Below are 22,581 nucleotides of genomic sequence, written 5' to 3' on the forward strand. Positions count from 1 at the left end.
GTATAATCCTCAACATACTCAAAATACTCACCGGTTAACCAGTTTACCCTTGCTCGCTTCGCTGTCTAGCTGGGGCGGAACCCCCCAAAAGGCTAGGAGCTGCGCGGCTATTTCACGGTAGATAGGAGCGGCCACCTGTGAGCCGTGGATGCGCGGACCCTTAGGGTGAAACAGCACTACCACCACGGTGGCCCGGGGAACCTGGGCCGGAATGAACCCGGCAAAAAGGGCGGCATACACGCTATGGCTATAGCGCCCATCCACCACTACCTGGGCGGTGCCGGTCTTGCCGGCTAGGTTGTAGCCGGGCAGTTTGGCGTTCTCGGCCAAGCCTTCCTGCAAGGCCCAGCGGATGTCGCGGGCTACCTGAGGGCGGAAGACCGGGGCGCTTTGTCCAGTCTGGCCCTCAAACAGGACCGGCTGGCGGTAGAGGCCATCGCCAGCCAGAATGTTGTAGGCCACGGCCAGGTGCAGTGGGGTGATCAGAAAGCCCTGGCCGAAGGTGGCGTTGGCATACTCGGCTGGCCCCCAGCGCGGCAGAGGGCGCACCCTGGGGGTGGCCACCTGTACTCCTACGTGGGGTTGCTGGGAGAGAGGGGGTAGGAGGGTTTTATCCATGAAGTGCATCTTCTCGAAGAAGCGGTAGAGGGTAGCCCGGGGAAGGCGCTCAGCCAGGGTGGTGATCCCCACGTTGGAGGAGTATTTGAGCACCTCGCTCAGGGTGAGGGTCTCGGGGTGTTTGACTATATCGCGGATGGTCCAACCGGCCACACGACGGCTCATGGGAGCGTATACCTTGGTGTCCAACCGGGCCTGGCCTTCCTCCAGCAATACCGCCGCAGTGAGGGGCTTGATGGTGGAGCCAGGCTCGAGGGCATAGGCGAAAGCATGGTTGCGCCAGCTAAGGTCCTGCTGGAGGTCGCGCCTTGGGGCGCTGGGGTCGAAGGCTGGCCCGTTGGCTACGGCCAGCAGTCGGCCCGTCTGGCTTTCCATCACCACGGCGGCCCCCCAGTCGGCCTGGGCGGCTTGCAGGCCTTTCCACAAGGCCCGCTCGGCGATGGCCTGAACCTGTGGGTCGAGGGTCAGGCGCAGGCTCTGGCCCTGGGCCAGCAAGGGCTCCAGGTCGAACTCGAGGCCGGCCAGCCCCTTACCGCTGCCCCGTTCGCCAAACCCAATGAGCTGGCTGGCCGAGGGCCCCAAGGGGTATAGGCGGGTTTCCTCGGGGGTGCTGAGGGCTAAGGGGGTGCCGTCGGCGGCCTCGAGCCGGCCCCGCAGCAGGGGTTGCGCAGGGTTTGCCGGGGTGCGCAAGGCCAGGCTAGGAGCGTTGTGCCACAAAAGGTAGAGGCCATACCCCAGGCCCAGGGTAAAGAGCAAAAAAGCCAGCAGCACCGCCCAGTCCCGCTGAAGGGTGGGGGATGGGGCGCTCGAGGCCAGGGGGGGGCTGCTGCGCTTCATGGGGTGCTCCTTTGCCAGCGGGCCAGGCTCATGGGGATATAGCCGTTGGCCTCGGCCCACTCCCTCAGAGCCAGCGGCGAGGTCATCCGGTAGCGCTCCAGCAGGAGCTGGGTCTCTTTACGACGAAGGTCGGCCTCAGCCGCTTGAAGCTGCCTTAATTGGGTGTTTAGCTGCTGGTTGTAGTGGCCCAAGGCGGTGAGCCCCAGCAGCAGCCCCCAGTACATCAACCCCCATTTCACTGCCGTCCTCACCGGGCTTCCTCCCTTCGCTGAGCCACCCGCATCTTGGCGCTGCGGGCTCTGGGGTTTTCCTGCCACTCCTTCTCGCTGGGCACGATGGGTTTTTTGGCCAGGGTCTCTAGCTTGCTTGAGGTTCGCAGAAAATGCTTTACCAACCGGTCTTCCAGCGAGTGAAAGCTGATCACCACCAGCCGCCCTCCGGGCCGCAGGGCTTCCTCGGCTCCTTGTAGTAGCTGCTCGAGGGCTCCTAGCTCGTCGTTGACGAAGATGCGCAAGGCCTGGAAGCTCTTGCGGGCAGGGTGGCCTGCCCGGCGGAAACCGGTGGCCCGCCGAATGACCTCAGCCAGTTGGGTGGTGGTGTGAATGGGGCGGTGGGCCACAATATAGCGGGCGATGCGGCGGGCCTGGGGTTCCTCGCCGTATCGGTAGAGGATATCGGCCAGGGTTTCCTCATCGAAGGTGTTGACGACCTCGGCAGCGTTGGGGCCATGGGCCCCCATGCGCATGTCCAACGGCCCCTCGAGCTGGTAGCTGAAGCCTCGGGCCGGGTCGTCGAGGTGGAAACTGGAGACCCCGAGGTCGGCTAAGATGCCGTCCACCTGGCCTATCCCCAGCCGGGCCAGCTGGGGTAAAAGCTCGCGGAAATTGGCCTGGACCAGCTGGAGATCAGCCAACCCCAGGCCCTGGGCCCGGGCGATGGCCTGGGGGTCTTGGTCGAAGGCCACCACCCGCCCGCCCCGCTTTAGGATGCCCAGAGTGTGCCCCGCTCCACCTAGGGTGGCGTCCACATACACCCCGCCCGGGCGTATAGCCAGCCAGTCCAGGGCTTCCTGGTAGAGCACCGGGGTATGCTTCATAGGAGGGCCTCCCCCGGAATTACGGCGAGAAACAGGCATTTGGGTGGCATACATGGCTCATCCAATCAGATTGCGCAAGGCTTCGGGGGTGGTGGGGTTCTCCACAAACTTGGTGATATTGGCCCACCAGCGGTGTTCACTCCACAGCTCTAGCCGGGTAGGCGCCCCGGCCACCACCGCCTCGTTGCTTTCCTCCAGGCCAGCAAATTTGCGCAAGGGGGGCGGGATGGTGATCCTCGAGGCGTTGTCCATCTGGGTTTTGTGGGCTCCCGAATAGAGAAACCGAACCAGCTCCTGGGCTGCCCGGTCAATCAGGGGCACGTTTTGCAGTTGGCGCTCGATGTTGCTCCAGGCCAGCAGTGGGTAGAGGTATAAGCAGCCCTCGAGGCCTCGGGTGATCACCACACCGTCCTCGATGAAGGCGCGAAAAGGCGGTGGGATCACCACCCTTCCCTTGTCGTCGAGGCTATACTGGTATTCACCGTAGGGCATCGCGCTTTCTCTCTACCGGTTGGTTCTCAAAGCTCGCTTTGCGTGTTTCCCACCGGAGGTGCTGTTCTGCACAGCAATGTACCACACATTCCCCACCTTTTACCACTAGTTCCCACCTATCTCCCACTTTTTCCCACACAGGCCGGGTCAAATGGGACGGTTTCCCACCCACCCAGGTATTCGGGCAAGCAAAGGTGCGTTTATGCCGGTGTATCCTCAGCCATCCTCGCTTTTTTGAGCATGGGGTGTTTATCTTTTACTGTTCGCTCAGCCCTAGCCGGGCCTAAAGCAGGTCTTAATCTAGGCTTAGCAAAAAAGACCGGACTGCACCTAAGGCAATCCGGGAAGAGGTGGGAAGAGGCGTAAGCCGGGTTCTGTTTCCGCAGCCATCTCTCTGGGATGAGCGTCGCCGCTCACCTCAAGCGTCCCATCCACGGGTACTTGCGAACCGGGCCAGTTCTCCCTCGTGTATCGCCCCGTTTACGCGGAACGTGGGACTTGCAGCAGATGGGGTTTGCCTAGCTCCCCCTGTTGCCAGGAGGACTGGTGCGCTCTTACCGCACCGTTTCACCTTGACCGGATACACCGGCCGTCTGCTTTCTGTTGCACTTTCCGTCGGGTTACCCCGCCCAGCCGTTAGCTGGCATCCTGCCCTGTGCTGCCCGGACTTTCCTCTGGTGGGGGGCCACCAGCGGCTGCGCCCTCTTCCCACCAAGGCAATTGTAGCAGAAACGCACTAGAAAGGCTGGCCGTTTTCCCCTGCCTCGAGGCGCCTGCGCTCCAGCTCGTCGAGCTCGGCTTCCAACACAGGGTCTGTGGAAAGAGCCCGGGCTACTGCCTCACCCATGCGTGGCTGCAAAAGGCGCTCGGCCTGGATGATGGCGGCGAAGTCGGAAACGGCTTTGTCGAGCTGATCGTTCACCACCACATACTTGAACTCTTGGGCCATGCGGATTTCTTCCACAGCCCGTTCTAGCCGCTTGCGAATCTTGCTCAGGCTGTCGGTGCCGCGCACCAGCAGGCGCCGGCGTAGCTCGGAGAGGGTGGGGGGGATGATAAAGACCAGCACCGCTTCGGGCATGGCCCGTTTGACCTGCAAGGCCCCCTGAACCTCGATTTCCAAGAGGACGTCCTGGCCCTTAGCCAGGGCCTCCTCCACCGGTTCCCGCGGGGTGCCGTAGTAGTCATCGACGTAGCGGGCCCACTCCAAAAAACCCTGCTGAGCAATCTTAGCTTCAAACTCCTCCCGGCTTACGAAGTAGTAGTCCACCCCGTGCCGCTCGCCAACGCGAGGCGGGCGGGTGGTCATGGAGATGGAGTAGTACATGCGGTGATACTCCAGCAGCCGACCCCGGATGGTGCCCTTGCCCACTCCTGAAGCCCCGGTCATAACAAACAAATTCCCACGCGGCATAACGGGGGCATCCTATCCTCGAGGGGGCTGCCTGGCAAGCTAGGTGAGCCACCTGGTTGTTTTTTGCTTTCCATCTGGCGCTTTGGGTTTAGACTAACCCCTGGTAACGTAGACCTTCTGCGCACCCCAAAGGGGGCGCTGGAACAGCAGGAGTTTGCATGACACCAAAATGGGTCAAAGATGCGGTTTTCTACCAGATTTTTCCCGACCGTTTTCGCATCGGTCAGGGGCCGACCGCCCACCCTAGGCCGGTGCCCAGTAGCTTTGAGCCCTGGGAGGCGCCCCCTACCCTGCGCGGCTTCAAAGGAGGTAACCTTTGGGGGGTTATCGAAAAGCTAGACTATCTGCGGGAGCTGGGCTTCAACGCTATCTACTTCTGCCCGATCTTCACTTCGACGGCCAACCACCGCTACCACACCAGCGACTACTTCCAGGTAGACCCTATCCTGGGGGGCAACCCAGCCTTGGTTCGGTTGATTGAGGAGGCCCACCGGCGCGGTATCCGGGTGGTGTTGGACGGGGTGTTCAACCACTGTGGGCGGGGGCATCTCGCCTTTCAGCACCTGATGGAGAATGAGGCGGCCTCGCCTTATCGCGACTGGTTTCATGTCTACAAGTTTCCTCTGGGAGCCTATAGCAAAAGCCCCAACTACGCGGCCTGGTGGAATAACCCCGAGCTGCCCAAGTTCAACACGGCCAACCCCGAGTGCCGTGAGTACCTGCTCTCGGTGGCCGAGTACTGGCTCGAGTACGGCATCGACGGCTGGCGACTGGACGTGCCCAACGAGATTGACGACGACGCTTTTTGGCGTGAGTTTCGCCGTCGGGTCAAAGCCCGCAACCCCGAGGCCTATATCGTGGGGGAGATCTGGGGCGATGCCAGTCGCTGGCTGCAAGGCGACCAGTTTGATGCGGTGATGAACTACCCGCTGGGCCGGGCCATCTTGGGGTTTGTGGGGGGCGATGCGCTGGACAAAGACCTAGCAGCCCAGAGCGGTTTGGGCCGGCTGGAAACCCTGGGGGCCCTGGCCTGCCACAACCGCCTCGAGGAGCTTTTCCGCCGCTACGACTGGGAGATTGTAACCGCCCAGATGAATATCCTGACCTCACACGACACCCCTCGCCTCTATAGCCTGATGCGAGGCCACCTCGAGCGGGTGCGCTTGGCGCTGGCCATGCTCTTTACCTTGCCGGGGGCGCCTACGGTCTACTACGGCGAGGAGATCGGCATGGCTGGGGGGCACGACCCCGACAACCGCCGGGGTATGCTCTGGGACGAGTCGCGCTGGCATAAGCCCCTGCAGCAAACCGTGCAGAAGATGGCTGCGCTGCGTAGCGCCCTGCCAGTCTTGCGCTATGGCCGCTACCAGTACCTCTATGGGCAGGACAGCCACCTGGCCTTTGCCCGACTGGGTGAACAAGAGAGCGTGGTGGTCACCATCAACGCTTCCAGTGAACCTTGGCGGGTGCACATCCCCCTGCATGGGGTCTGGCCACGGGGAGAACGGGCGGTTGACCTGCTTTCAGGGCAGGAAGGCCGCTGTGCTGGGGGAAACCTGGAGGATGGCCTCCTCGAGCCCTTTTCCCTGGCGGTTTGGCAGGCCCGGAAGTAGCGTCTTTTTTGTTTTTTGCAGAATGAGCCGTTAAGAAAAGCCGCTATGAGTGGTAGCCTACCAACTTGTTACACCCCACATGTTGGGCTTGAAAGAAGGGTGGGTAAAAGGTAGTATGTTATTACCCAACCAAAGGCCATTATTGCCGGAAGGCTTGCTAAGTTCATACAATAGGTAGTAGTATCTGTCCCGGAGCCCTCAATATATTGAGCCCACACTGGGCTCGAGGGCGGTTTGAGCCAAATTCTGGAGGAGCTTATGCAGCACTTTACCCCTGCGGTTTTCGACGAGCACGCCCAGGCTATCGCCAAGCGCCAGTACATGCAGCCGGGAGATGGGGACGTATGCGGGATGTTCCGGCGGGTGGCGGCCTGGGTGGCCTCGGCGGAAAAATCCGAGCAGGATAAACAATATTGGGCGGAGCAGTTCTACCAGCTCATGGCCTCCAAGCGCTTTTGCCCGGGGGGACGGGTGCTGGCCGGGGCGGGTACCCAGCACGGCAACGTGCTGAATTGCTTCGTGCAGGGGGCTACCGAGCACGACCCCAGCAGCTTCGACGGGGTGATGGAGGTGGCCACCAAACTGGCCCTGGTCACCAAGGTTGGCGGGGGCAACGGGGTTAACCTCGACCCCTATGTCTCCCGCAAACAGGCTGGCCCTCGCCGTACGGTGCGTGGCTTTGCCTATATATCGGCGGAACACCCCGATGTAGAAGACTTCATCCAGGGGCTAATGCGCCCCCCCATCAACCCCGATGGCGAAAAAGAACCGATCACGGTGCGTAACTGGACCCGGGTGGTCTACGGCCTTTTGAAGCCCGAGCTGGCCGCTTTGGCCCGCCGTCATGGGGTGTTGAGCGTGCGGGAGAAGCCGAGCGATGTATTGCCGGTGCCCGACGATATGCGGGGCATTGTCGAAGCGGCCAAAGCAGCGCTTGCCTTGGCGATAAAGGGCCAGGAGCCTCACGTAGACTTCAGCAGCCTGCGCCCTGAGGGAGCCCCAATCAAGGGTAGCGGAGGCACCAGCAGCGGCCCGGTGAGCTTCCTGGTGGAGATTTTCGATAACTTTTTGGAATGGGCCAACCTGGGGGCAGAAAAGTCCGGCCCGGTGGCCACTTTGCGCTATGTGTATGCGCCGGTGCTGCGGGTGGTGAGGCAGGGAGGCACCCGCAGGGGCGCAGGCATGGCCACCCTGGCCATCGACCACCCCGACCTGCTGGACTTCCTCACCGCCAAGGACCTCGACCGCGAGGCCAGCGAAGGTGACATCTCTACCTTCAACATCTCCATTCTGGTCAGCGATGCCTTCTGGAGCGCGTTGCAGGCCGATGGGCTGTGGCCCCTCGAGCCTACCGAGGTGCCGGGGAAGTACTACCCCTACCCCTTGCCGGGCACCTACCAGGGGGTGTTACCCGACCTGCCCGAGCGCCCGCAGGATGGCGCCCGGCCCATCCCCCTCTACCAGGGCAAGGTACCAGCCCGCTGGCTCTGGCACGAGATCGCCTGGCACGCCTGGGCTACTGGCGAGCCGGGCCTAATCTTCATCGACCGGGTCAACCAGCTTTCCGCCCTGAAGAACCTGGGCAAGCAGTACGAGATTCGCTCGACCAACCCCTGCTTTGTGGGCGGTACCCGCATTGCTACTGAGTTTGGTCTTTTGCCCATCGAGCAGCTTACGGATAAGGGCAGCTTCTACCTTGTTACCGACAACCGCGCGCCTTTGGGTGGGGTAGGTGCGGCCCGGCTTGGGCGCGGGGTGACGGTGCGCAAAGCAGCCAAGGCCTTCTATACCGGGGAGCGGGAGGTGGTGCGCCTCGAGACCCGCGAGGGCCTCACCCTCACCCTGACCCCCAACCACCCCCTCCTGACCCCCCAAGGGTACGTGGAGGCCGGCCAGCTGAAGCCTGGAGACAAATTGCTGGTGCAGAGCGGTGAGGGGTTGTGGGCCAAGGAGCAGGCCCTGCCGCCTGCCGTGCTGAAGGTGGTGCGCGAGCGGGTCGCGGTGGCTGGAGGAAAGGGCACCCGCGGAAGGTTTGATGTGCGCGAGCAGTACGCCCATATGCCTACCCAGTGGAGCGAGAACCTGGGCCTGGTGCTGGGCTGGCTGATCGGCGACGGGTACCTGCGCGAGGACGGGGTGGGCTTCTTCTTCAACAACCGCGAACTTGCCCAGGCCCAGATCGTGGTGGACAGCCTGCGCGACTGGTTCGGCCAGGGAACCCTGCAAGCCACGACCTCCAACACCCATCATCTGCACTTCAACAAGCTGCCGGCGGAGTTCTTCACAGCCCTCGGCGTCAAATCGGTCAGGGCCAGCGAGAAGCGGGTTCCGGAAAGCCTCTTCACCGCGCCCCGCGAGGCGGTGGTAGGCTTTTTGCGCGGGCTGTTCAGCACCGATGGCACCGTGGAGCGCAACGACGCCAAGCGGAGCTGCACCGTGCAGCTGGCCTCCTCGAGCCTTGGGCTGCTCCAGGACGTGCAACTGCTGCTGCTCAACTTCGGCATTTTCGGGCGGATCTACCACCGCCGGGAGGCGGGTCTCAAGGCCCTGCCCGATGGTCGGGGTGGGCTGCGCGAGTACCCTGTGGCCGAGCAGTACGAGCTGATCATCGGTGCCGAGAGCCGCGACCGCTTTGCCGAGGTCATCGGTTTTGCCCTGCCCGAGAAACAGGCTAAGCTCGAGGAATTCATCGGTAGCCGCAGCCGGGGGGCCTACCGCCAGCGCTTCGAGGTTACGGTAAGCCGGGTGGAGCCCGCCGGGGTGGCCCCTGTGTACGACCTGACCGAGCCTGTCACCCATAGCCTGATCGCGGGCGGTGTGGTGGCCCACAACTGCGGCGAAATCCCCCTCACTGTGGGCGAGCCTTGCGACCTGGGGGCTTTGAACCTGGCGGCCTATGTCGAAAACGGCCAGTTCAACTTCGAAGCCTTCCGCCGGGATGTGCGTACGGCGGTGCGCTTCCTCGACGATGTGCTGGATGTCAATGTCTTTGCCCTCGAGGACAACCGCCAAGCCAGCCAGACCCTGCGCCGGCTGGGCCTGGGGGTGATGGGCCTGGCCGATATGCTCATCAAGATGGGCCTGCCCTACTCCTCCGAGGCGGCCCGGCAGGTGGTGGCCGAGGTAATGGGCGTGCTGCGCCAAGAGGCCATCGCGGCTTCCGAGCAACTAGGCCAGGAGCGGGGGGTGTTTCCCCTCTACCAGCAACGCCCCGAGGCTTTCGAGGCCCTGGGTATCCGCCCACGCCGCAATGTGGCGGTGCTGACCGTGGCCCCTACAGGCACCACCAGCATGCTGATGGGCGTCAGCAGCGGCATTGAGCCGGTCTACTCCCCCTTTATGTGGCGGCGCATTGGGGGGCAGTACAAGGCTTTGCTGCACCCTCTGTTCGTGGAGATGATGCAGCAGTACCCCCCCTCGGGCCGCTTCGAGAAGAACGGGGCCTGGGACTGGGAGGCCATCATCGAGGCCATCCAGGCCAACCACGGTAGCCTGAAGGGGTTGGAGGGTATCCCTCCGGCCATCGCCAACGTGTTTGAAGGGGCCCACGATGTGCCCCCCTTGGATCACGTGCGGATGCAGGGGGTGGTGCAGACCGCCTTCGACGCTGAAGGCTATGCGGCCAACTCCCTTTCCAAAACCATCAACCTGCCCAACCAAGCCACTGTGGAGGACGTGGAGGCAGCCTATACCGAGGCCTTCCGCACGGGCTGCAAGGGCATCACGGTCTACCGCGACGGCAGCCGCGAGTTCCAGGTGCTCTCGGTGAGCAAGGAGAAAAAGGAAAACAAGAGCGAAGAAACCGTGGTGCAGCCGGCCTTGTTGGAAGTACCCCCCAGTCAGGACGCCCCCACCGCCCGCCCGGTTTTCGAGCGCACGGGCCGTTTGGTGGGGTATACCGATATGGTCAAGCTCACCAACAGCGACGGTACCCGGCGCAGCTTCCTGGTGACGGTCAATATGCAAGGCGACTATCCCATCGAGGTCATCCTCACCTCGGGCAAAGCTGGCGATGAAGCCAATGCCGACAGCGAAGCCCTGGGCCGGGTTATCTCCATTGCTTTGCAGTATGGTGTGCCCGCCGAAGCGCTGGTCAAGACCCTGCGCGGCATCAATGGTGGGCTATACGGTAGCTACCAGGGCCGCTTCGTTACCAGCAAAGCCGACCTGATCGCGGTGGCCCTGGAGACCACCAGCAAGGTGCAGGCTAGCCAAACCGAACCGCAGGCCCCGGTGGTGCCCCAGGCCATGCAGCGGGCCATGACCGCCCCCCTCCGGCCCTCCACCGGCCTGGGCCGCTGCCCCGAGTGTGGCGAAGAGAGCCTGGCGCGCGAGGAGGGGTGTTTGAAGTGCTATAGCTGCGGCTATAGCAAGTGCGGCTAGCTTGGACAAGGGGCGGGGTGGGGTAGAGGCCCCACCCCGTTACTTTTCGTCGCAAAACCATAGCCCCGCAAGGGGATTGCAACTGCCGCTGGCGCAACCGGTGAGCGCACCCGGCTTATACCCGGGCGGTTCTGGGTTCGAGTCCCAGGCGGCAGACCAGGGCAAAAAACCAGGCCGGGTATTCCCCGGCCTTTGTGCAAGCCACCTGCTTTAGAATCGGCTGGCCACTTTGTCCCAGTTAATCACGTTCCAGATGGCCGCCAGGTAGTCGGGGCGGCGGTTTTGATACTTGAGGTAGTAGGCGTGTTCCCACACATCAATGCCCAGCAGGGGGGTGTGGCCTTCCATTAGGGGGGAGTCCTGATTGGCGGTGCTGTAGACGTGCAGCTTGCCGTCTTTGTCCTTGACCAGCCAGGCCCAGCCCGAGCCAAAGCGGGTAGCCCCAGCCTGGGTCAGCTTGGCCTTGAGTTCCTCGAAGGAGCCAAAGGTAGCGTTGATGGCCTCGGCTAGTTTGCCGCTAGGCTCCTTGGCCCCGCCGGGGGTGAGGATGTCCCAGAAGAGGGTGTGGTTGTGGTGGCCCCCGCCATTGTTGCGCACTGCCGTGCGGATGTCCTCGGGTACCTGGTCGATTTTGCCCAGGAGTTCCTCGAGGCTCCAGCCATGCAGCTCGGGGTGTTTTTCCAGCGCGGCGTTGAGGTTGTTCACGTAGGCCGCGTGGTGCTTGCCGTGGTGGATTTCCATGGTCAGGGCGTCAATATGGGGCTCGAGGGCATCCTTGGGATAGGGCAGGTCGGGTAGCTTGAATGGATAACTCATGCGTTCACCTCCGTGCTGTACTCTACGCTCCTTTATCCGGCGCACGCTGTGATGGAAGACTCAAAGCGAGGGCCGGGTCATCTCCAGGGGCACCACCCATTTGTCGAACTCTTCTTCAGTCAGGTAGCCCAGGGCCAGGGCGGCTTCCTTGAGGCTGGTGCCCTCCTTGTGGGCCTTCTTGGCGATTTGAGCAGCCTTGTCGTAGCCGATGTGGCGGTTGAGCGCGGTGACCAGCATCAGGTTTTTCTCCAGGTTTTCCTTGATGCGGGGCAGGTTGGGTTCGATGCCCACGGCGCAGTGGTCGTTGAAGGCCAAACAGGCGTCGCCCAGAAGTTGAATGCTGGTGAGCACGTTGTAGGCCATAACCGGTTTATACACATTGAGCTGGAAGTTGCCTTGAGACCCGGCAAAGGCTACTGCCGCGTCGTTGCCGTAGACCTGCACGCAGACCATGGTCAGGGCCTCGGCCTGGGTGGGGTTGACCTTGCCCGGCATAATGCTGCTGCCCGGCTCGTTTTCGGGAATGATCAGTTCGCCGATGCCGTTGCGCGGGCCGGAGGCCAGCCAGCGCACGTCGTTGGCCATTTTGAAGAGGGCGCCGGCCAGGGTGCGAAGCGCAGCACTGGTGGTTACCAGGGCATCGTGGGCGGCCAGGGCAGCAAACTTGTTTTTGGCCGAGATGAAGGGAAAGCTGGTCTCTTTGGCGATGTAGGCAGCGGCCCGGTCGCCGAACTCGGGATGGGCGTTCAGGCCGGTGCCCACGGCGGTACCCCCAATGGCCAGCTCGTAGAGGCCCTGTTCGGCGTGGCGGATTTGCTCGAGGCCATAGTCGATCTGGGCCACCCAGCTTCCGATCTCCTGGCCCAGGGTAATGGGGGTGGCGTCTTGCAGGTGGGTGCGCCCTACCTTAACGATGTCTTTGAAGGCTTCTGCCTTGGCCGCCAGGGTGTCGCGTAGCTTCTGCACGTTAGGGTAAAGCTGCCGGTGCAGTTCTTCTACCACGGCGATGTGCATGGCGGTGGGGAAGGTGTCGTTGGACGACTGGCCCCGGTTGACATCGTCGTTGGGGTGGATGGGTTTTTTGGAGCCCAACACCCCTCCCGCCAGCTCAATGGCCCGGTTGGCGATGACCTCGTTGGCGTTCATGTTGGACTGGGTGCCGCTGCCGGTCTGAAAGACCACCAGGGGAAAATGCTCGTCGAGCTTTCCCGCGATGACCTCCTCAGCGGCTCGCACGATCAGCTCGGCCTTTTCCCGCGGCAGCTCGCCTAGGTCGGCGTTGGCTAGGGCGGCGGCCTTTTTCAGGATGCCCAAAGCACGCACAATGGCGCGGGGCATGCGGAAGCGTTCTACCCCGATGGGAAAGTTGATGAGCGAGCGCTGGGTTTGCGCGCCCCAGTAGCGGCTTTCTTCCACCTGCATCTGGCCCATGGTGTCGGTCTCGATTCGGTAGCCCATAGCATGGTTATTCTACGGGAGCCGCCCGGGCCGAGACCAGGGCAACACTTTTGTTTATGGGCTAGGGGGTATGCTAAAAATGTGTGGGATTTGGTGATTGTAGGAGCAGGGCCGGTGGGCCTGGCGGCGGCTATAGAGGCCAAGCGGGCTGGGCTCAAGGCGGTGGTGCTGGAAAAGGGTACGGTGGTGCACACCATCTACCGCTGGCCAAGGGAGACGGTCTTTTTTAGCGAGGCTAAGAACATCGAGATTGGCGGCCATCCTTTTCCCTCTTTAGGGCCCAAGCCCACCCGGCGTGAGGCCTTGCAGTACTACCGGCGGGTAGCCGAAAACGAAGCGCTGGACATCCGCACCTATACCGAGGTTCTACGCATTCAGCCCCAGGCCGGCCAGTTCACCGTGGCCTACCGCGACCGCGACGGCGAGGGCGAGCTGGAAAGCCGCTTCGTGCTGGTAGCCACCGGCTACTACGACAACCCCAACCGACTGGGAGTTCCTGGTGAGGATTTACCCCATGTGCGCTACGGCTTAGACGAGACCCTGCCCTACTGGAAGCAGCGGGTGGTGGTGGTGGGTGGCTCGAATAGCGCGGTGGAGGCAGCCCTCGAGCTCTACCGGGGTGGGGCCAGGGTGACCGTGGTGCACCACGAGGCCGAAATTCGCCCCCGGGTCAAGTACTGGCTCAAGCCCGACTTCGACAACCGGGTGAAGGAGGGTTCAATCCAGCTTTTGCTGAAGGCCCAGGTGCGGGAAATTCTCCCCCGTGCGGTGGTGCTGGAGCAAGAACAGGCCTGGCACACCCTGCCTGCCGATTTTGTGCTTATTCATATCGGCTACCGGGCCGCCGATGGACTGCTCAGAGCGGCCCAGGTGGCTTACCAGGGGGATGCACCGCTGCTTTCCCCGGTCTACGAGACCAGTCTGCGAGGTTTGTTCGTGGCGGGGAGCGCAGGCTATGGTTCGGATACCCGCACGGTTTTTATCGAGAACGGGCGCGAGCACGCCCGCCTAGCGGTAGGGGAGATAGCCCGGCGTTTGCAGGGCTGCCCGGCTTGAATGAGAGAGCCGGGGGTGAAGGTGGGGTATTCTCAGATTGAACCCAGCATTGTGTCATAAAGTAGAGTATGGGACAAAGTAACGGCGGGCCTTGGGGCAAAGTTTGGGGCGTGATCCTGACCGCTTTGGTGGCGCTGGGGGTGGGCTTTGGGCTGGGCCGGCTCTCGTTGCCCCCCGGGGGTATGCTCCAGGCTGGTTCTGGCCCAACCCTTCACCCGGTGCAGTTCGACCCTCAGCAGCCTTTGCCGCCCGCCCCCGACCCCCGCGAGCTAATTCCGCTCCAACCAGGGCCAGGCCAGCCCCAGCCCGGCCAGGGCCAAGGGGAGGAGTGCCCCATCCTGATTTACCAGGATGGCCAGCTCTTCCGCTTTGACCGGCCAGGCCAGCCCTTGCCCGGGCCAGGGGGGCCGTTGCCCGGACCAGGTATGCCGGAAGGCTCGCCGGAGCTTATCCCCCTCGACCCCCTCAACCCGGCCCCACCCCTCCCGACCCCAGCGCCTCCCCAAACCGGCCCAGACCGGAATATCTGAGAAGAGGTCTTCTATGGAACCATCCAAACCCTCCCTCGAGCCCCAGACGGTGATGGAAGCCGCAGCCAAACTGCGTACCCTCTTGCTAGAAGTGAAGAAGGTCATCGTCGGGCAAGATCTGATGCTCGAGCGCATCCTGGTGGCCCTGCTGGCCCGGGGCCACATCCTGCTGGAAGGGGTGCCGGGCCTGGCCAAGACCCTGGCTATCCGCACCACGGCCCAGGCCATCGGGGCTAGCTTCAAGCGCATCCAGTTCACCCCCGACCTGGTACCCGCCGATCTGGTGGGCACCCGTATCTATAACCCCAAGGAGGCCCGCTTCGAGGTGGAGCTGGGGCCTATCTTTGCTAACCTGATTCTGGCCGACGAAATCAACCGTGCCCCGGCCAAGATTCAGTCGGCGTTGCTCGAGGCCATGCAGGAGCGTCAGGTTACCATCGGCCACGAGACCTTTCGCTTGCCCGATCCCTTCCTGGTACTAGCCACCCAGAACCCCATTGAGTCGGAAGGGACCTATTTTCTGCCTGAGGCCCAGGTAGACCGCTTCATGTTCAAGGTTTGGCTGGACTACCCTGCTTTCTACGAAGAGATGACCGTGGTGGAGCGGGTTTCTTCCCAGTTTGAGCCGGTTAAAGAGGTACTCAGCGCCGACGAGCTGCGGGCCTTGCAGGCCATGGCCGACCAGGTGCACGTGCACCAGGCGGTTACCGAGTACGCCGTTCGGCTGGTTCGGGCCACCCGCGACCCTGGCGAGGTGGGGCTGGGCCCGCTCAAGAAGTACATCAGCTACGGGGCCAGCCCTCGGGGCAGCGTGAACCTGATTGTAGGGGCCAAGGCTTTGGCTATCGTGCGGGGCCGGGAGTATGTGTTGCCTGAGGATGTGCGCGACCTGGCGCCCGAGGTTTTGCGCCACCGGCTGATTCTCTCCTACGAGGCCTTGGCCGACGAGGTGCGGCTAGAAGAGCTCTTGCAAAAGCTCATCGCGGCCACTCCTTTGCCCAAGGTACACATCGGCGACCCCTACCGCGACACCCGGCAGGCCCTCGAGAACCCTTCGGCTTAGTTGGGGATGGCCATGTTGTTTCGCCGGCCAAGCAAGCCAAAAATCGAGATCAGCCTGCCCGCTTCACCTGGGCCAACCCCACCCCGCGAGCTGCCTGCGGCGCTTTTACGTCGGCTCGAGTTTAGGGTGTTGAAGCGGCTGGATGGATTTTTGTTCGGCGACTACACCGGCTTTTTCTATGGACCCAGCTTGGATTTGGCCGAGGTGCGCGAGTACCAGCCGGGCGATGAGGTGCGCCGTATTGACTGGAATGTGACCGCCCGCACCGGCCAAATTCACATCCGGCAGTACCGCGAGGAAAAGGAAGTTACGGTCTGGCTGGTGGTGGACCTCTCGGCCTCCATGCGCTTCGGTACCCGTCGGGTGCTTAAGCAGGAAGAGGCCCTGGAGTTTGTCGCCACAGCAGCGGCCATTGTGGCTCGCCACGGTGACAAGGTGGGGGCCCTTGGTTTTTCCGAAGGTGGTTTGCGGGTGGTGCCGCCTAGGGCGGGCCGGCCACAGGTCTTGCGTATTTTGCACGAGCTGTATGGCCTGTTGAACCAGCCCCCGATGGGCCCGGGGTGGGGCTCGCTCGAGCAAGCCCTGGAGCATGCGGCCCGAACCCTGAGGCGGCGGGCCTTGCTCTTTGTGGTCTCTGATTTTCTCAGCCCAAGGCCGGATGAACCCCCCGCCTGGTCAGGCCCTTTGCGCCGGCTGGCCTTCCGCCACGATGTGGTGGCGGTGCGCATCTTCGACCCAGCGGAAAAGGAGTTGCCCCAAGCCGGCGAACTCCGCCTGCGTGACCCCGAGAGTGGGGAGGAGGTCTGGCTGGATACCAGCGATCCCCGGGTGCGCCAGGCCCACGCCCGGCTGGTACAGGCCCGCGAGGCTCTGCTCGAGCGCACTCTGCGGGCAGCCCAGGTGGATGTGCTGACCCTCTGCACCGCTCAGGAAATCGTCGAGCCGCTGCTCAAGTTCACCCTGCGCCGAAGGGGGCGAAGATGAGCTTTACCTGGCCGGGATTTTTGTGGTTGCTGTGGCTGCTTCCGCTGGTGGTGCTCTTTTTACGCTGGGCTGAGCGCCGGCGCGAACGCAGTGCGAGGGTTTTTGCCGATGCCCATCTGTTGCCTGCGGTGGTGCGGCGGCCTCCTAAAGCCCATGTGCGTTGGCCACTGGTCTTGCAACTTATGGCCTTGGGGCTTTTGCTTTTGGCCGCGGCCCGCCCGGTAGCCAGTCCGCCTTTGCCCACCAACAAAGCGGCCATTGTGCTGGCGCTGGATACCTCCCGCTCCATGCTGGCCCCCGACCTAAACCCCAATCGTTTGGAGGCGGCCAAGGCCACGGCGCGCAAATTCATCGAGCTGGCCCCCCCCTCCACCCAGATCGGGCTGGTTAGCTTTTCCGACTCAGCCTCGGCTTTGGTACTGCCTACCACTGACCGAAAGAAGCTACTGGAAGCCCTAGAGCGCCTTAAGCCCGCGCAGAATACCTCCATCGAAAACGCCATCGTCACTGCGGTGCGGGTGCTACCGGGGCGGCGCGACCTTCGCCCTCCTTCAGAGTTGCAGCCTCCCGACCCCTCACAGGGGGTGCCCGAGCTACCCCGCTCCCCCGCCCCACTCCCCAAAGACCTGCCCCCGGGCAGCGTGGTGATCCTTTCTGACGGTGCTTCCAACGTAAGCCCCAATCCCGCTCTGCCTACCCGCAGCAGCCTGGAGATTGCCGCTCGCTTTGCCAAAGAGCACAACGTGCGGCTTTATACCTTTCCTATGGGGCAGCCAGGTGGCGCAGTGGCCCAGATTGAGGGGCGTAACTACTACATTCCCTTCGAACCGCGTACTCTCGAGCAGCTGGCGCAAGCCACCGGAGGTAAGTATACCTACCCCCCTACCGAGGAGGCCCTGCGAACTATTGCAAAAGAGTTGGGTACGGTGATCCGCTGGGAGGCCCGCCCCACTGAGGTCACCTCGCTTTTCTCGGCCTTGGCTGTGGTGTTGCTGCTGGTGGCGGCTGGGCTGAGCCTGCACTGGCAGCGCCGGGTGCCTTAGGGGGGTTCGCGTGGCGTTTGTGTGGCCCTGGGCGCTCGCCGCGCTTCTTCTTCTACCCCTCGGCCTCTGGTTCTACCTGCGGGGCCTGCGGGGGAGGGCCGAGGCGGTGGTGGCCTATCCCCAGGTAGCGCCACTGGGGGCCTTTAGGTCTAGCTGGCGCCAGCACCTGCCGGCTTTGCTGTACCTGTTGGCGGTAGGGCTGGCCTTGCTGACCCTAGCCCGGCCCACCCTGCCGGTGCCCCAGGCCGACCCCCGGGCCGCGGTGGTGCTGGCGGTGGATGTCAGCCGCTCGATGCTAGCTACCGATGTGAAGCCCAGCCGCTTCGAAGCGGCCCGTGCGGCCTTGCGCTTATTCATCCGCGAGCTACCCCAGGGCCTGCGGGTGGGCCTGGTGGCTTTTTCCCGCGATGCCCACCTGGTAGTGCCCCTTACCACCGACCGCAAGCGCCTGCTGGAGGCCGTGGACTACCTCGAGCTGGGTCTGGGAACGGCCATTGGGGATGCCATCCTAGAAAGTATCGCCGCGCTGCCCCCCTTGGCCGAGCGGGCCCAGGCCGAAGACCCCAGGCGTTTAGCCACCCTGATTCTCCTAACGGATGGGCGCAGCCTGGCCGGGGTGGACCCCCTCGAGGCCGCCTACGAGGCCGCCCAACAACAGATTCGGATACACACCATTGGGGTAGGCCAGGCCCGCGAAGGCCCGGTGCCGGGCCTGCCCGAGCAGTATGCCTTGGCCGCGCAGTTCGACGAAGAGACCCTCAAGGCCATTGCCCGGGTGGGGGAGGGGCTTTATTTCTTCGTGGATAGTGCGAGCAAGCTCAAAGAAGCCTACCGTAGCCTGAGCCGACAGCTTACCTGGCAGACCCGGCCCGAGGAGGCCGGAGGGGTGCTGGCTTTGCTGTCGGGGGGGGTATTACTGGCTAGCCTGGCCCTTGCGGCCATGAGACGAAAGGTGGTGTAAAGATGCAACGTGTGTGGCCTTGGTTGTTGTGTTTCTCCCTGGCTTTGGCGCAGAACCTGCGCCTCGAGCTGGCTCCTGGCAGCGAGGCCCGCTACCGGGTGCGCGAGCAGCTGGTGGGCGTCAACTTCCCCAGCGATGCGGTGGGTACCACCCGCACCCTGAGCGGGGGAGTGGTGCTGGGGGCGGATGGGCGGGTGGCCTCGGGGCGTTTTACGGTCAACCTGGCCTCCCTGCAAAGCGACGAGGCCCGCCGAGACAATTTCATCCGCCGCAACACCCTGCAAACCGACCGCTTCCCCGAGGCGGTTTTTGTGCCCAAGGAGGTGCGTGGGCTGCGTCTGCCCCTGCGCCCAGGGGACAAGGCCCGGGTGGAGATTGTGGGCGACCTAACCATCCGCGAGGTGACCCGTAGCGTGACCTGGGTGGGGGAGTACGAGGTTACCCCTGAAGGAGTGCGGCTACAGGCCAACACCCGTTTTCGCTTTGAGGATTTCCGCCTGACCCAGCCCCGGGTGGCGGTGGTGCTGAGCGTGGAGAACGAGATTCGCCTCGAGGTCGACTTCCTGCTAAAAAGCCCCTAGGCCTCGGCCCCTCCGGAGAAGGAGCCTTGGCGCATGAAGGCTTGGGCTAGCTCGAGGCGGGCCAAGAGCGAGGGAGCCTCGAGCAGGGCCTGGCGCACGCTGGCCGGGGCTTGCAGGTTTACGCAGAGGAAGGTGGCCTGGTAGAGCGGGTCGTCGGGGAGGTTAGCCAAGGCCTCCTCCAGGGCTTGAGGGTCGGCCTTGCCGGCCATAAAGGCCCGGAAGGCCTCCATCGCGTCCCAGGCCGCCACAATTTCCTCGCTGCGGGCACTGCGCTCGAGGGGATAAGGGATGTCCAAGGTGCTTTGGTAAAGTTGGTTGCCCCAAACCCCCACGCCCTCCACCCGGCAGCGCTCGCCCCCCCGGCAGACGATGTTGAAGGTGCCATCGGGGTTTTCCGAGGCGGCCAGCAGCTCGACGTACCCACCCACCTCGCGAATGCCCTTGGGGGTAGCCAGGGTAATCACAAAGCGGCGTTCTTCCTCGCTTTGGGCCAGCAGGTCGCGCACCATCTGCTTGTAGCGCTCCTCGAAGATGTACAGCGGGATGAGCAGCCCAGGAAAGACCACGGTCTCGGGCAGAGGAAAGAGGGGCAGGCGCTTCATTCCGGCCTCGCTTCTCGCCAGCGCTCCTCCAATCGCTGGAAAATTTGCCGGAGCTTGGCCCGGGGCAGGATGACCTGCTCGGTGTGGCCCTCACCGATCAGGTCACCCAGCTCGTTCCAGGCCGTGCAGCGGGCGTAGACCCGGTGACCTTCGGTGCCGGTGTGCTCGGCCACGATGCGGATGCGCATCCCTGGAAGGGCCGAGGCTTTGTGATCCACACAAACTTTGGAACCGATGCCTTCCTCGCCCTCTTCCAAAAAGGGCAGGATGATTTTGCGTCCGGCTAGCTCCATGTGTTTGGCCATCCAGTAGGTGGCGTATACCGGGTGCAGTTTGCCAAGCTGGGGGTCGTCGGGGTGCTCGAAGTCTACGGTCATGGCCTCGGTGACCACCGTCTCGAAGGTAGCCCGATAGCCGATGGGAATGGGTCTCATAGCTTACGTAGGTCCGCTACGCGCTTGAGCTTGCCGCCCTCGCTGCGGGGGGCGCTGCCAGGGTTCAAAAGCGAGACCTGCACCGAGATGCCCACGTTGTCTTTGATTTTGCGGGCCACCTTCTCGCGCAGCTGGGAGAGGCGGTGGTCGGCTTCCACCACCGCGTCGGAGAGCACCTGTTGGCCTACTTCGCGGAAGAAAGGCTCAGAGACCTCGAGCTTTAGCTCCACCTCGTCTAAAGTGCCTTCCCGGGTGAGCACGATCTGATAGTGCGGTACCACCTCAGGGATTTCCTTGAGCACGGCTTCAATCTGGGTAGGGTAGACGTTCACCCCCCGCACGATCAGCATATCGTCGGTGCGGCCCCGAATCTGGGCCATGCGGGCGTGGGTACGCCCCGAGGGGCCGGGCTCGCGGGTGATGTAGGTCAGGTCGCCGGTCCAGTAGCGCAGGATGGGCATGGCCTTTTTGGTCAGCGTGGTGAGCACCAGCACCCCTACCTCCCCCTCGGGCAAGGGGTCGCCGGTTTCAGGGTCGACCACCTCGGGATAGAAATGATCCTCCCAGATGTAGGAAAGCCCTTCCCGTTCGCTGACGTCCTCGTTGGCCACGCCCGGCCCGATGATCTCCGAAAGGCCGTAGATATTGGTAGCCTGCACCCCCAACCCCGCATCTACGTTTTGGCGGATGGCCTCGGTCCAGGGTTCGGCGCCCAGGATGGCGTACTTCAAGCTGATCTCTTCCGGGCTGACGCCCCGCTTCTTAAACTCCTCGGCCAGGGTCTGGGCATACGAAGGGGTGCAGGAAATCATCTCGGGTTTAAAGTCCTGGATGAGCATGATCTGCCGCTCAGTCATGCCACCGGAAACCGGCACCACCACCATACCCAGCTTTTCCGCCCCGCCGTGCAGGCCCAGCCCACCGGTGAACAGGCCGTAGCCATAGGCGTTGTGCAGCATCATTCCGGGTTTTCCCCCGGCAGCAGCCAAAGAGCGGGCCACCACCTCCGCGAAGATTTCCAGGTCACCTTTGGTGTAGCCCACCACGGTGGGTTTACCGGTGGTGCCAGAAGAGGCGTGGATGCGGGCGATTTGTTCGCGTGGTACGGCAAACAAGCCGAAGGGATAGTGATCGCGCAGGTCTTTTTTTTTGGTGAAGGGCAGCTTGGGAAGATCCTCCACCCCGCGGATGTCGCTGGGCTTGAGACCTTTTTCATCGAAGAGTTGTTTGTAGAAGGGCACCCGCTCGTAGACGTAGGCTACCTGTTCGCGCAGGCGCTGGTTTTGTAACTCGGTCAGCTTGGGTCGGGGAAGGGTCTCGAGTTCAGGCTGGAACATGGGCATAGACACACCTCTTTATAGCTTGAGCCGCATGCCTTCATGGCTGGAGATGAAGCCCAGGCGTGGATAGAAGCGATGGGCTGCCGGGCGGGACTTATCGGTGGAGAGCTGCATCAGGGTGCAGCCTCGCTGCCGGGCTTGTTCAATGATCCACTGCATCACCGCCCGGCCTAGGCCCTGGTTGCGTAGGGTGTGCTCGATGTGCATGGCCTCGAGCTGGACACGCCAAGCCCCTTTATGGGATAGCCCTGGAATAAAACTTAGCTGAAAGGTTCCTACGATGCGTCCATTCTGCTCCACTACGGCCAAAAACCGGTTGGGATCCGCCTCAATGGCTTCAAAGGCCCGGTAGTAACTCTCGGGCAGAGGATCGGTGAAGGTTTCTCGCACCTGCCCTAAGGGGACGTCGGCCAACAGCCGCACAATCGCCACCACATCGGCTCGGGTGGCACGGCGAATCTGGCCGTAGTCGCCAGGCAGGGGGAAAACCTCACTCATAGGGCGGTCATACCTCCGTCCACCGCCAGTACCTGTCCGGTCACGTAGTCTGAGGCGGGGCTGCATAGGTATAAAGCGGCGGCGGCCAGCTCGCCGGTTTGGCCTAGGCGCCCTAGGGGGGTTCGTGCCTGTACCAGTGCTTCGATGCGGGGGAGCAGTTTTTCGGTCATGCGGGTGGGGAAGAAGCCTGGTGCCAGGGCATTAACCCGGATGCCAAAGGGCCCCCACTTCACCGCCAGGTCGCGCGTCAGGGCGATCAGGCCCCCTTTAGAGGCCGAGTAGGCGGCAGCGTCCATGATCTCACTGGGGCTACCGGCCAGGCCGGCTACCGAGGCGACGTTGAGAATTTTGCCGTAGCCCTTGGCCTTCATGCCCCGAGCAGCAATGCGCGAAGCCAGAAAGGCCCCAGTGATGTTGACATCGAGCACCTGGCGCACCTTTTCTACGGGTACTTCCAGGGCATCCTGGCCCCAGGTGATGCCAGCAGCGTTGACCAGGATATCCACCGGGCCTACTTGGGCAAAGGCCGCCTCGAGGCTGGCTTCGTCCTGTACGTCTGCCACGATGGTTATGGCCTTCGGGATGAGCTTTAGGGCCTCGGCGAAAAAACTTTCCCGCCGGGCCAGCAACGCCACCCGGGCCCCGGCCTGATGGAGTCCATAGGCGATTTCCAGCCCCAGCCCCCTCGAGCCCCCGGTCACGAGGGCGGTTTTGCCATGCAGGTTGAACTGCTCGAGGATGTTCATGCTTTCACCTGCTTAT

At 63.1% G+C, this 22,581-nt stretch carries 21 protein-coding genes, 1 tRNA gene and 1 other RNA gene; 10 read left to right on the forward strand and 13 right to left on the reverse strand.

Features of this window, described 5'->3' with window-relative positions:
* Positions 1-27: 27 nt before the first annotated feature.
* The 6 genes from G552_RS0102765 to gmk form a co-directional block, all read right to left on the reverse strand.
* Positions 28-1,455, reverse strand: coding sequence for a peptidoglycan D,D-transpeptidase FtsI family protein (locus G552_RS0102765; RefSeq protein ID WP_051195656.1), 1,428 nt, complete (start codon positions 1,453-1,455; stop codon positions 28-30).
* The gene (locus tag G552_RS0102770) at positions 1,452-1,706 is read right to left on the reverse strand and encodes a hypothetical protein (protein WP_027881632.1); all 255 of its coding nucleotides are present in this window, start codon (positions 1,704-1,706) and stop codon (positions 1,452-1,454) included. The genes G552_RS0102765 and G552_RS0102770 overlap by 4 nt, the downstream gene beginning before the upstream one ends.
* Positions 1,703-2,551 carry a 16S rRNA (cytosine(1402)-N(4))-methyltransferase RsmH gene (gene rsmH, locus G552_RS0102775; RefSeq protein ID WP_027881633.1) on the reverse strand — a complete coding sequence of 283 codons (849 nt, stop codon included), beginning with the start codon at positions 2,549-2,551 and terminating at the stop codon, positions 1,703-1,705. Before rsmH ends, G552_RS0102770 begins: the two co-directional genes overlap by 4 nt.
* 57 nt (positions 2,552-2,608) lie before the next feature.
* On the reverse strand, positions 2,609-3,043 hold the full coding sequence (gene mraZ, locus G552_RS0102780; RefSeq protein ID WP_027881634.1) for a division/cell wall cluster transcriptional repressor MraZ: 435 nt from the start codon (positions 3,041-3,043) through the stop codon (positions 2,609-2,611).
* Positions 3,044-3,390: 347 nt separating this feature from the next.
* Positions 3,391-3,754, reverse strand: an RNA gene (rnpB, locus tag G552_RS15795) — RNase P RNA component class A.
* Positions 3,755-3,779: 25 nt separating this feature from the next.
* Complete coding sequence (gene gmk / locus G552_RS0102785) at positions 3,780-4,457, reverse strand: guanylate kinase (protein WP_027881635.1); 678 nt, start codon at positions 4,455-4,457, stop codon at positions 3,780-3,782.
* Positions 4,458-4,615: 158 nt separating this feature from the next.
* On the opposite strand from gmk, the gene G552_RS0102790 reads away from it, so the two are divergent.
* From G552_RS0102790 to G552_RS0102800, 3 genes are all read left to right on the forward strand, one after another.
* Entirely contained in the window at positions 4,616-6,070 is a 1,455-nt protein-coding gene (locus G552_RS0102790; protein ID WP_027881636.1) for a glycoside hydrolase family 13 protein, read from the forward strand.
* A 258-nt stretch (positions 6,071-6,328) separates the two neighbouring features.
* Positions 6,329-10,453, forward strand: a complete 4,125-nt coding sequence (locus G552_RS0102795; protein WP_027881637.1) for an intein-containing adenosylcobalamin-dependent ribonucleoside-diphosphate reductase — start codon at positions 6,329-6,331, stop codon at positions 10,451-10,453.
* An 82-nt stretch (positions 10,454-10,535) separates the two neighbouring features.
* Positions 10,536-10,612: transfer RNA gene (locus G552_RS0102800), tRNA-Ile, on the forward strand.
* A gap of 51 nt (positions 10,613-10,663) precedes the next feature.
* On the opposite strand, the gene G552_RS0102805 is transcribed toward G552_RS0102800, so the two are convergent.
* Positions 10,664-11,269, reverse strand: coding sequence for a superoxide dismutase (locus tag G552_RS0102805; protein ID WP_027881638.1), 606 nt, complete (start codon positions 11,267-11,269; stop codon positions 10,664-10,666).
* Positions 11,270-11,329: 60 nt separating this feature from the next.
* Positions 11,330-12,727 carry a class II fumarate hydratase gene (fumC, locus tag G552_RS0102810; RefSeq protein ID WP_027881639.1) on the reverse strand — a complete coding sequence of 466 codons (1,398 nt, stop codon included), beginning with the start codon at positions 12,725-12,727 and terminating at the stop codon, positions 11,330-11,332.
* Between the two features lie 81 nt (positions 12,728-12,808).
* On the opposite strand from fumC, the gene G552_RS0102815 reads away from it, so the two are divergent.
* From G552_RS0102815 to G552_RS0102845, 7 genes are all read left to right on the forward strand, one after another.
* Positions 12,809-13,783 (forward strand): YpdA family putative bacillithiol disulfide reductase, encoded by a 975-nt coding sequence (locus tag G552_RS0102815; RefSeq protein WP_027881640.1) that lies wholly within the window; start codon positions 12,809-12,811, stop codon positions 13,781-13,783.
* Positions 13,784-13,851: 68 nt separating this feature from the next.
* A complete protein-coding gene (locus G552_RS0102820; RefSeq protein WP_245575093.1) occupies positions 13,852-14,313 on the forward strand; it encodes a hypothetical protein in 462 nt (153 codons plus the stop codon).
* A 13-nt stretch (positions 14,314-14,326) separates the two neighbouring features.
* Positions 14,327-15,376 carry an AAA family ATPase gene (locus G552_RS0102825; protein WP_027881642.1) on the forward strand — a complete coding sequence of 350 codons (1,050 nt, stop codon included), beginning with the start codon at positions 14,327-14,329 and terminating at the stop codon, positions 15,374-15,376.
* A gap of 12 nt (positions 15,377-15,388) precedes the next feature.
* Positions 15,389-16,360, forward strand: a complete 972-nt coding sequence (locus G552_RS0102830; protein ID WP_027881643.1) for a DUF58 domain-containing protein — start codon at positions 15,389-15,391, stop codon at positions 16,358-16,360.
* Positions 16,357-17,403, forward strand: a complete 1,047-nt coding sequence (locus tag G552_RS0102835; protein ID WP_027881644.1) for a vWA domain-containing protein — start codon at positions 16,357-16,359, stop codon at positions 17,401-17,403. The genes G552_RS0102830 and G552_RS0102835 overlap by 4 nt, the downstream gene beginning before the upstream one ends.
* 10 nt (positions 17,404-17,413) lie before the next feature.
* Positions 17,414-18,364 (forward strand): vWA domain-containing protein, encoded by a 951-nt coding sequence (locus tag G552_RS0102840; RefSeq protein ID WP_027881645.1) that lies wholly within the window; start codon positions 17,414-17,416, stop codon positions 18,362-18,364.
* A gap of 2 nt (positions 18,365-18,366) precedes the next feature.
* Complete coding sequence (locus G552_RS0102845; RefSeq protein ID WP_027881646.1) at positions 18,367-18,945, forward strand: YceI family protein; 579 nt, start codon at positions 18,367-18,369, stop codon at positions 18,943-18,945.
* Here the strand turns inward: G552_RS0102845 and G552_RS0102850 are convergent.
* The 5 genes from G552_RS0102850 to G552_RS0102870 are packed head-to-tail and all read right to left on the reverse strand — an operon-like array spanning position 18,942 to position 22,565.
* Positions 18,942-19,547, reverse strand: a complete 606-nt coding sequence (locus tag G552_RS0102850) for an LON peptidase substrate-binding domain-containing protein (RefSeq protein ID WP_027881647.1) — start codon at positions 19,545-19,547, stop codon at positions 18,942-18,944. The genes G552_RS0102845 and G552_RS0102850 overlap by 4 nt on opposite strands.
* A complete protein-coding gene (locus G552_RS0102855) occupies positions 19,544-19,981 on the reverse strand; it encodes a thioesterase family protein (RefSeq protein WP_027881648.1) in 438 nt (145 codons plus the stop codon). The genes G552_RS0102850 and G552_RS0102855 overlap by 4 nt, the downstream gene beginning before the upstream one ends.
* Positions 19,978-21,318: a phenylacetate--CoA ligase family protein gene (locus G552_RS0102860; protein ID WP_027881649.1), complete on the reverse strand. Its 1,341-nt coding sequence runs from the start codon at positions 21,316-21,318 to the stop codon at positions 19,978-19,980. The genes G552_RS0102855 and G552_RS0102860 overlap by 4 nt, the downstream gene beginning before the upstream one ends.
* Positions 21,319-21,336: 18 nt before the next feature.
* Positions 21,337-21,819, reverse strand: a complete 483-nt coding sequence (locus G552_RS0102865; RefSeq protein ID WP_051195657.1) for a GNAT family N-acetyltransferase — start codon at positions 21,817-21,819, stop codon at positions 21,337-21,339.
* Positions 21,816-22,565: an SDR family oxidoreductase gene (locus G552_RS0102870; RefSeq protein ID WP_027881651.1), complete on the reverse strand. Its 750-nt coding sequence runs from the start codon at positions 22,563-22,565 to the stop codon at positions 21,816-21,818. The genes G552_RS0102865 and G552_RS0102870 overlap by 4 nt, the downstream gene beginning before the upstream one ends.
* Positions 22,566-22,581 lie beyond the last annotated feature (16 nt).

The sequence above is a fragment of the Meiothermus rufus DSM 22234 genome, assembly GCF_000423425.1.
In the GTDB taxonomy this organism is placed as follows: domain Bacteria; phylum Deinococcota; class Deinococci; order Deinococcales; family Thermaceae; genus Meiothermus; species Meiothermus rufus.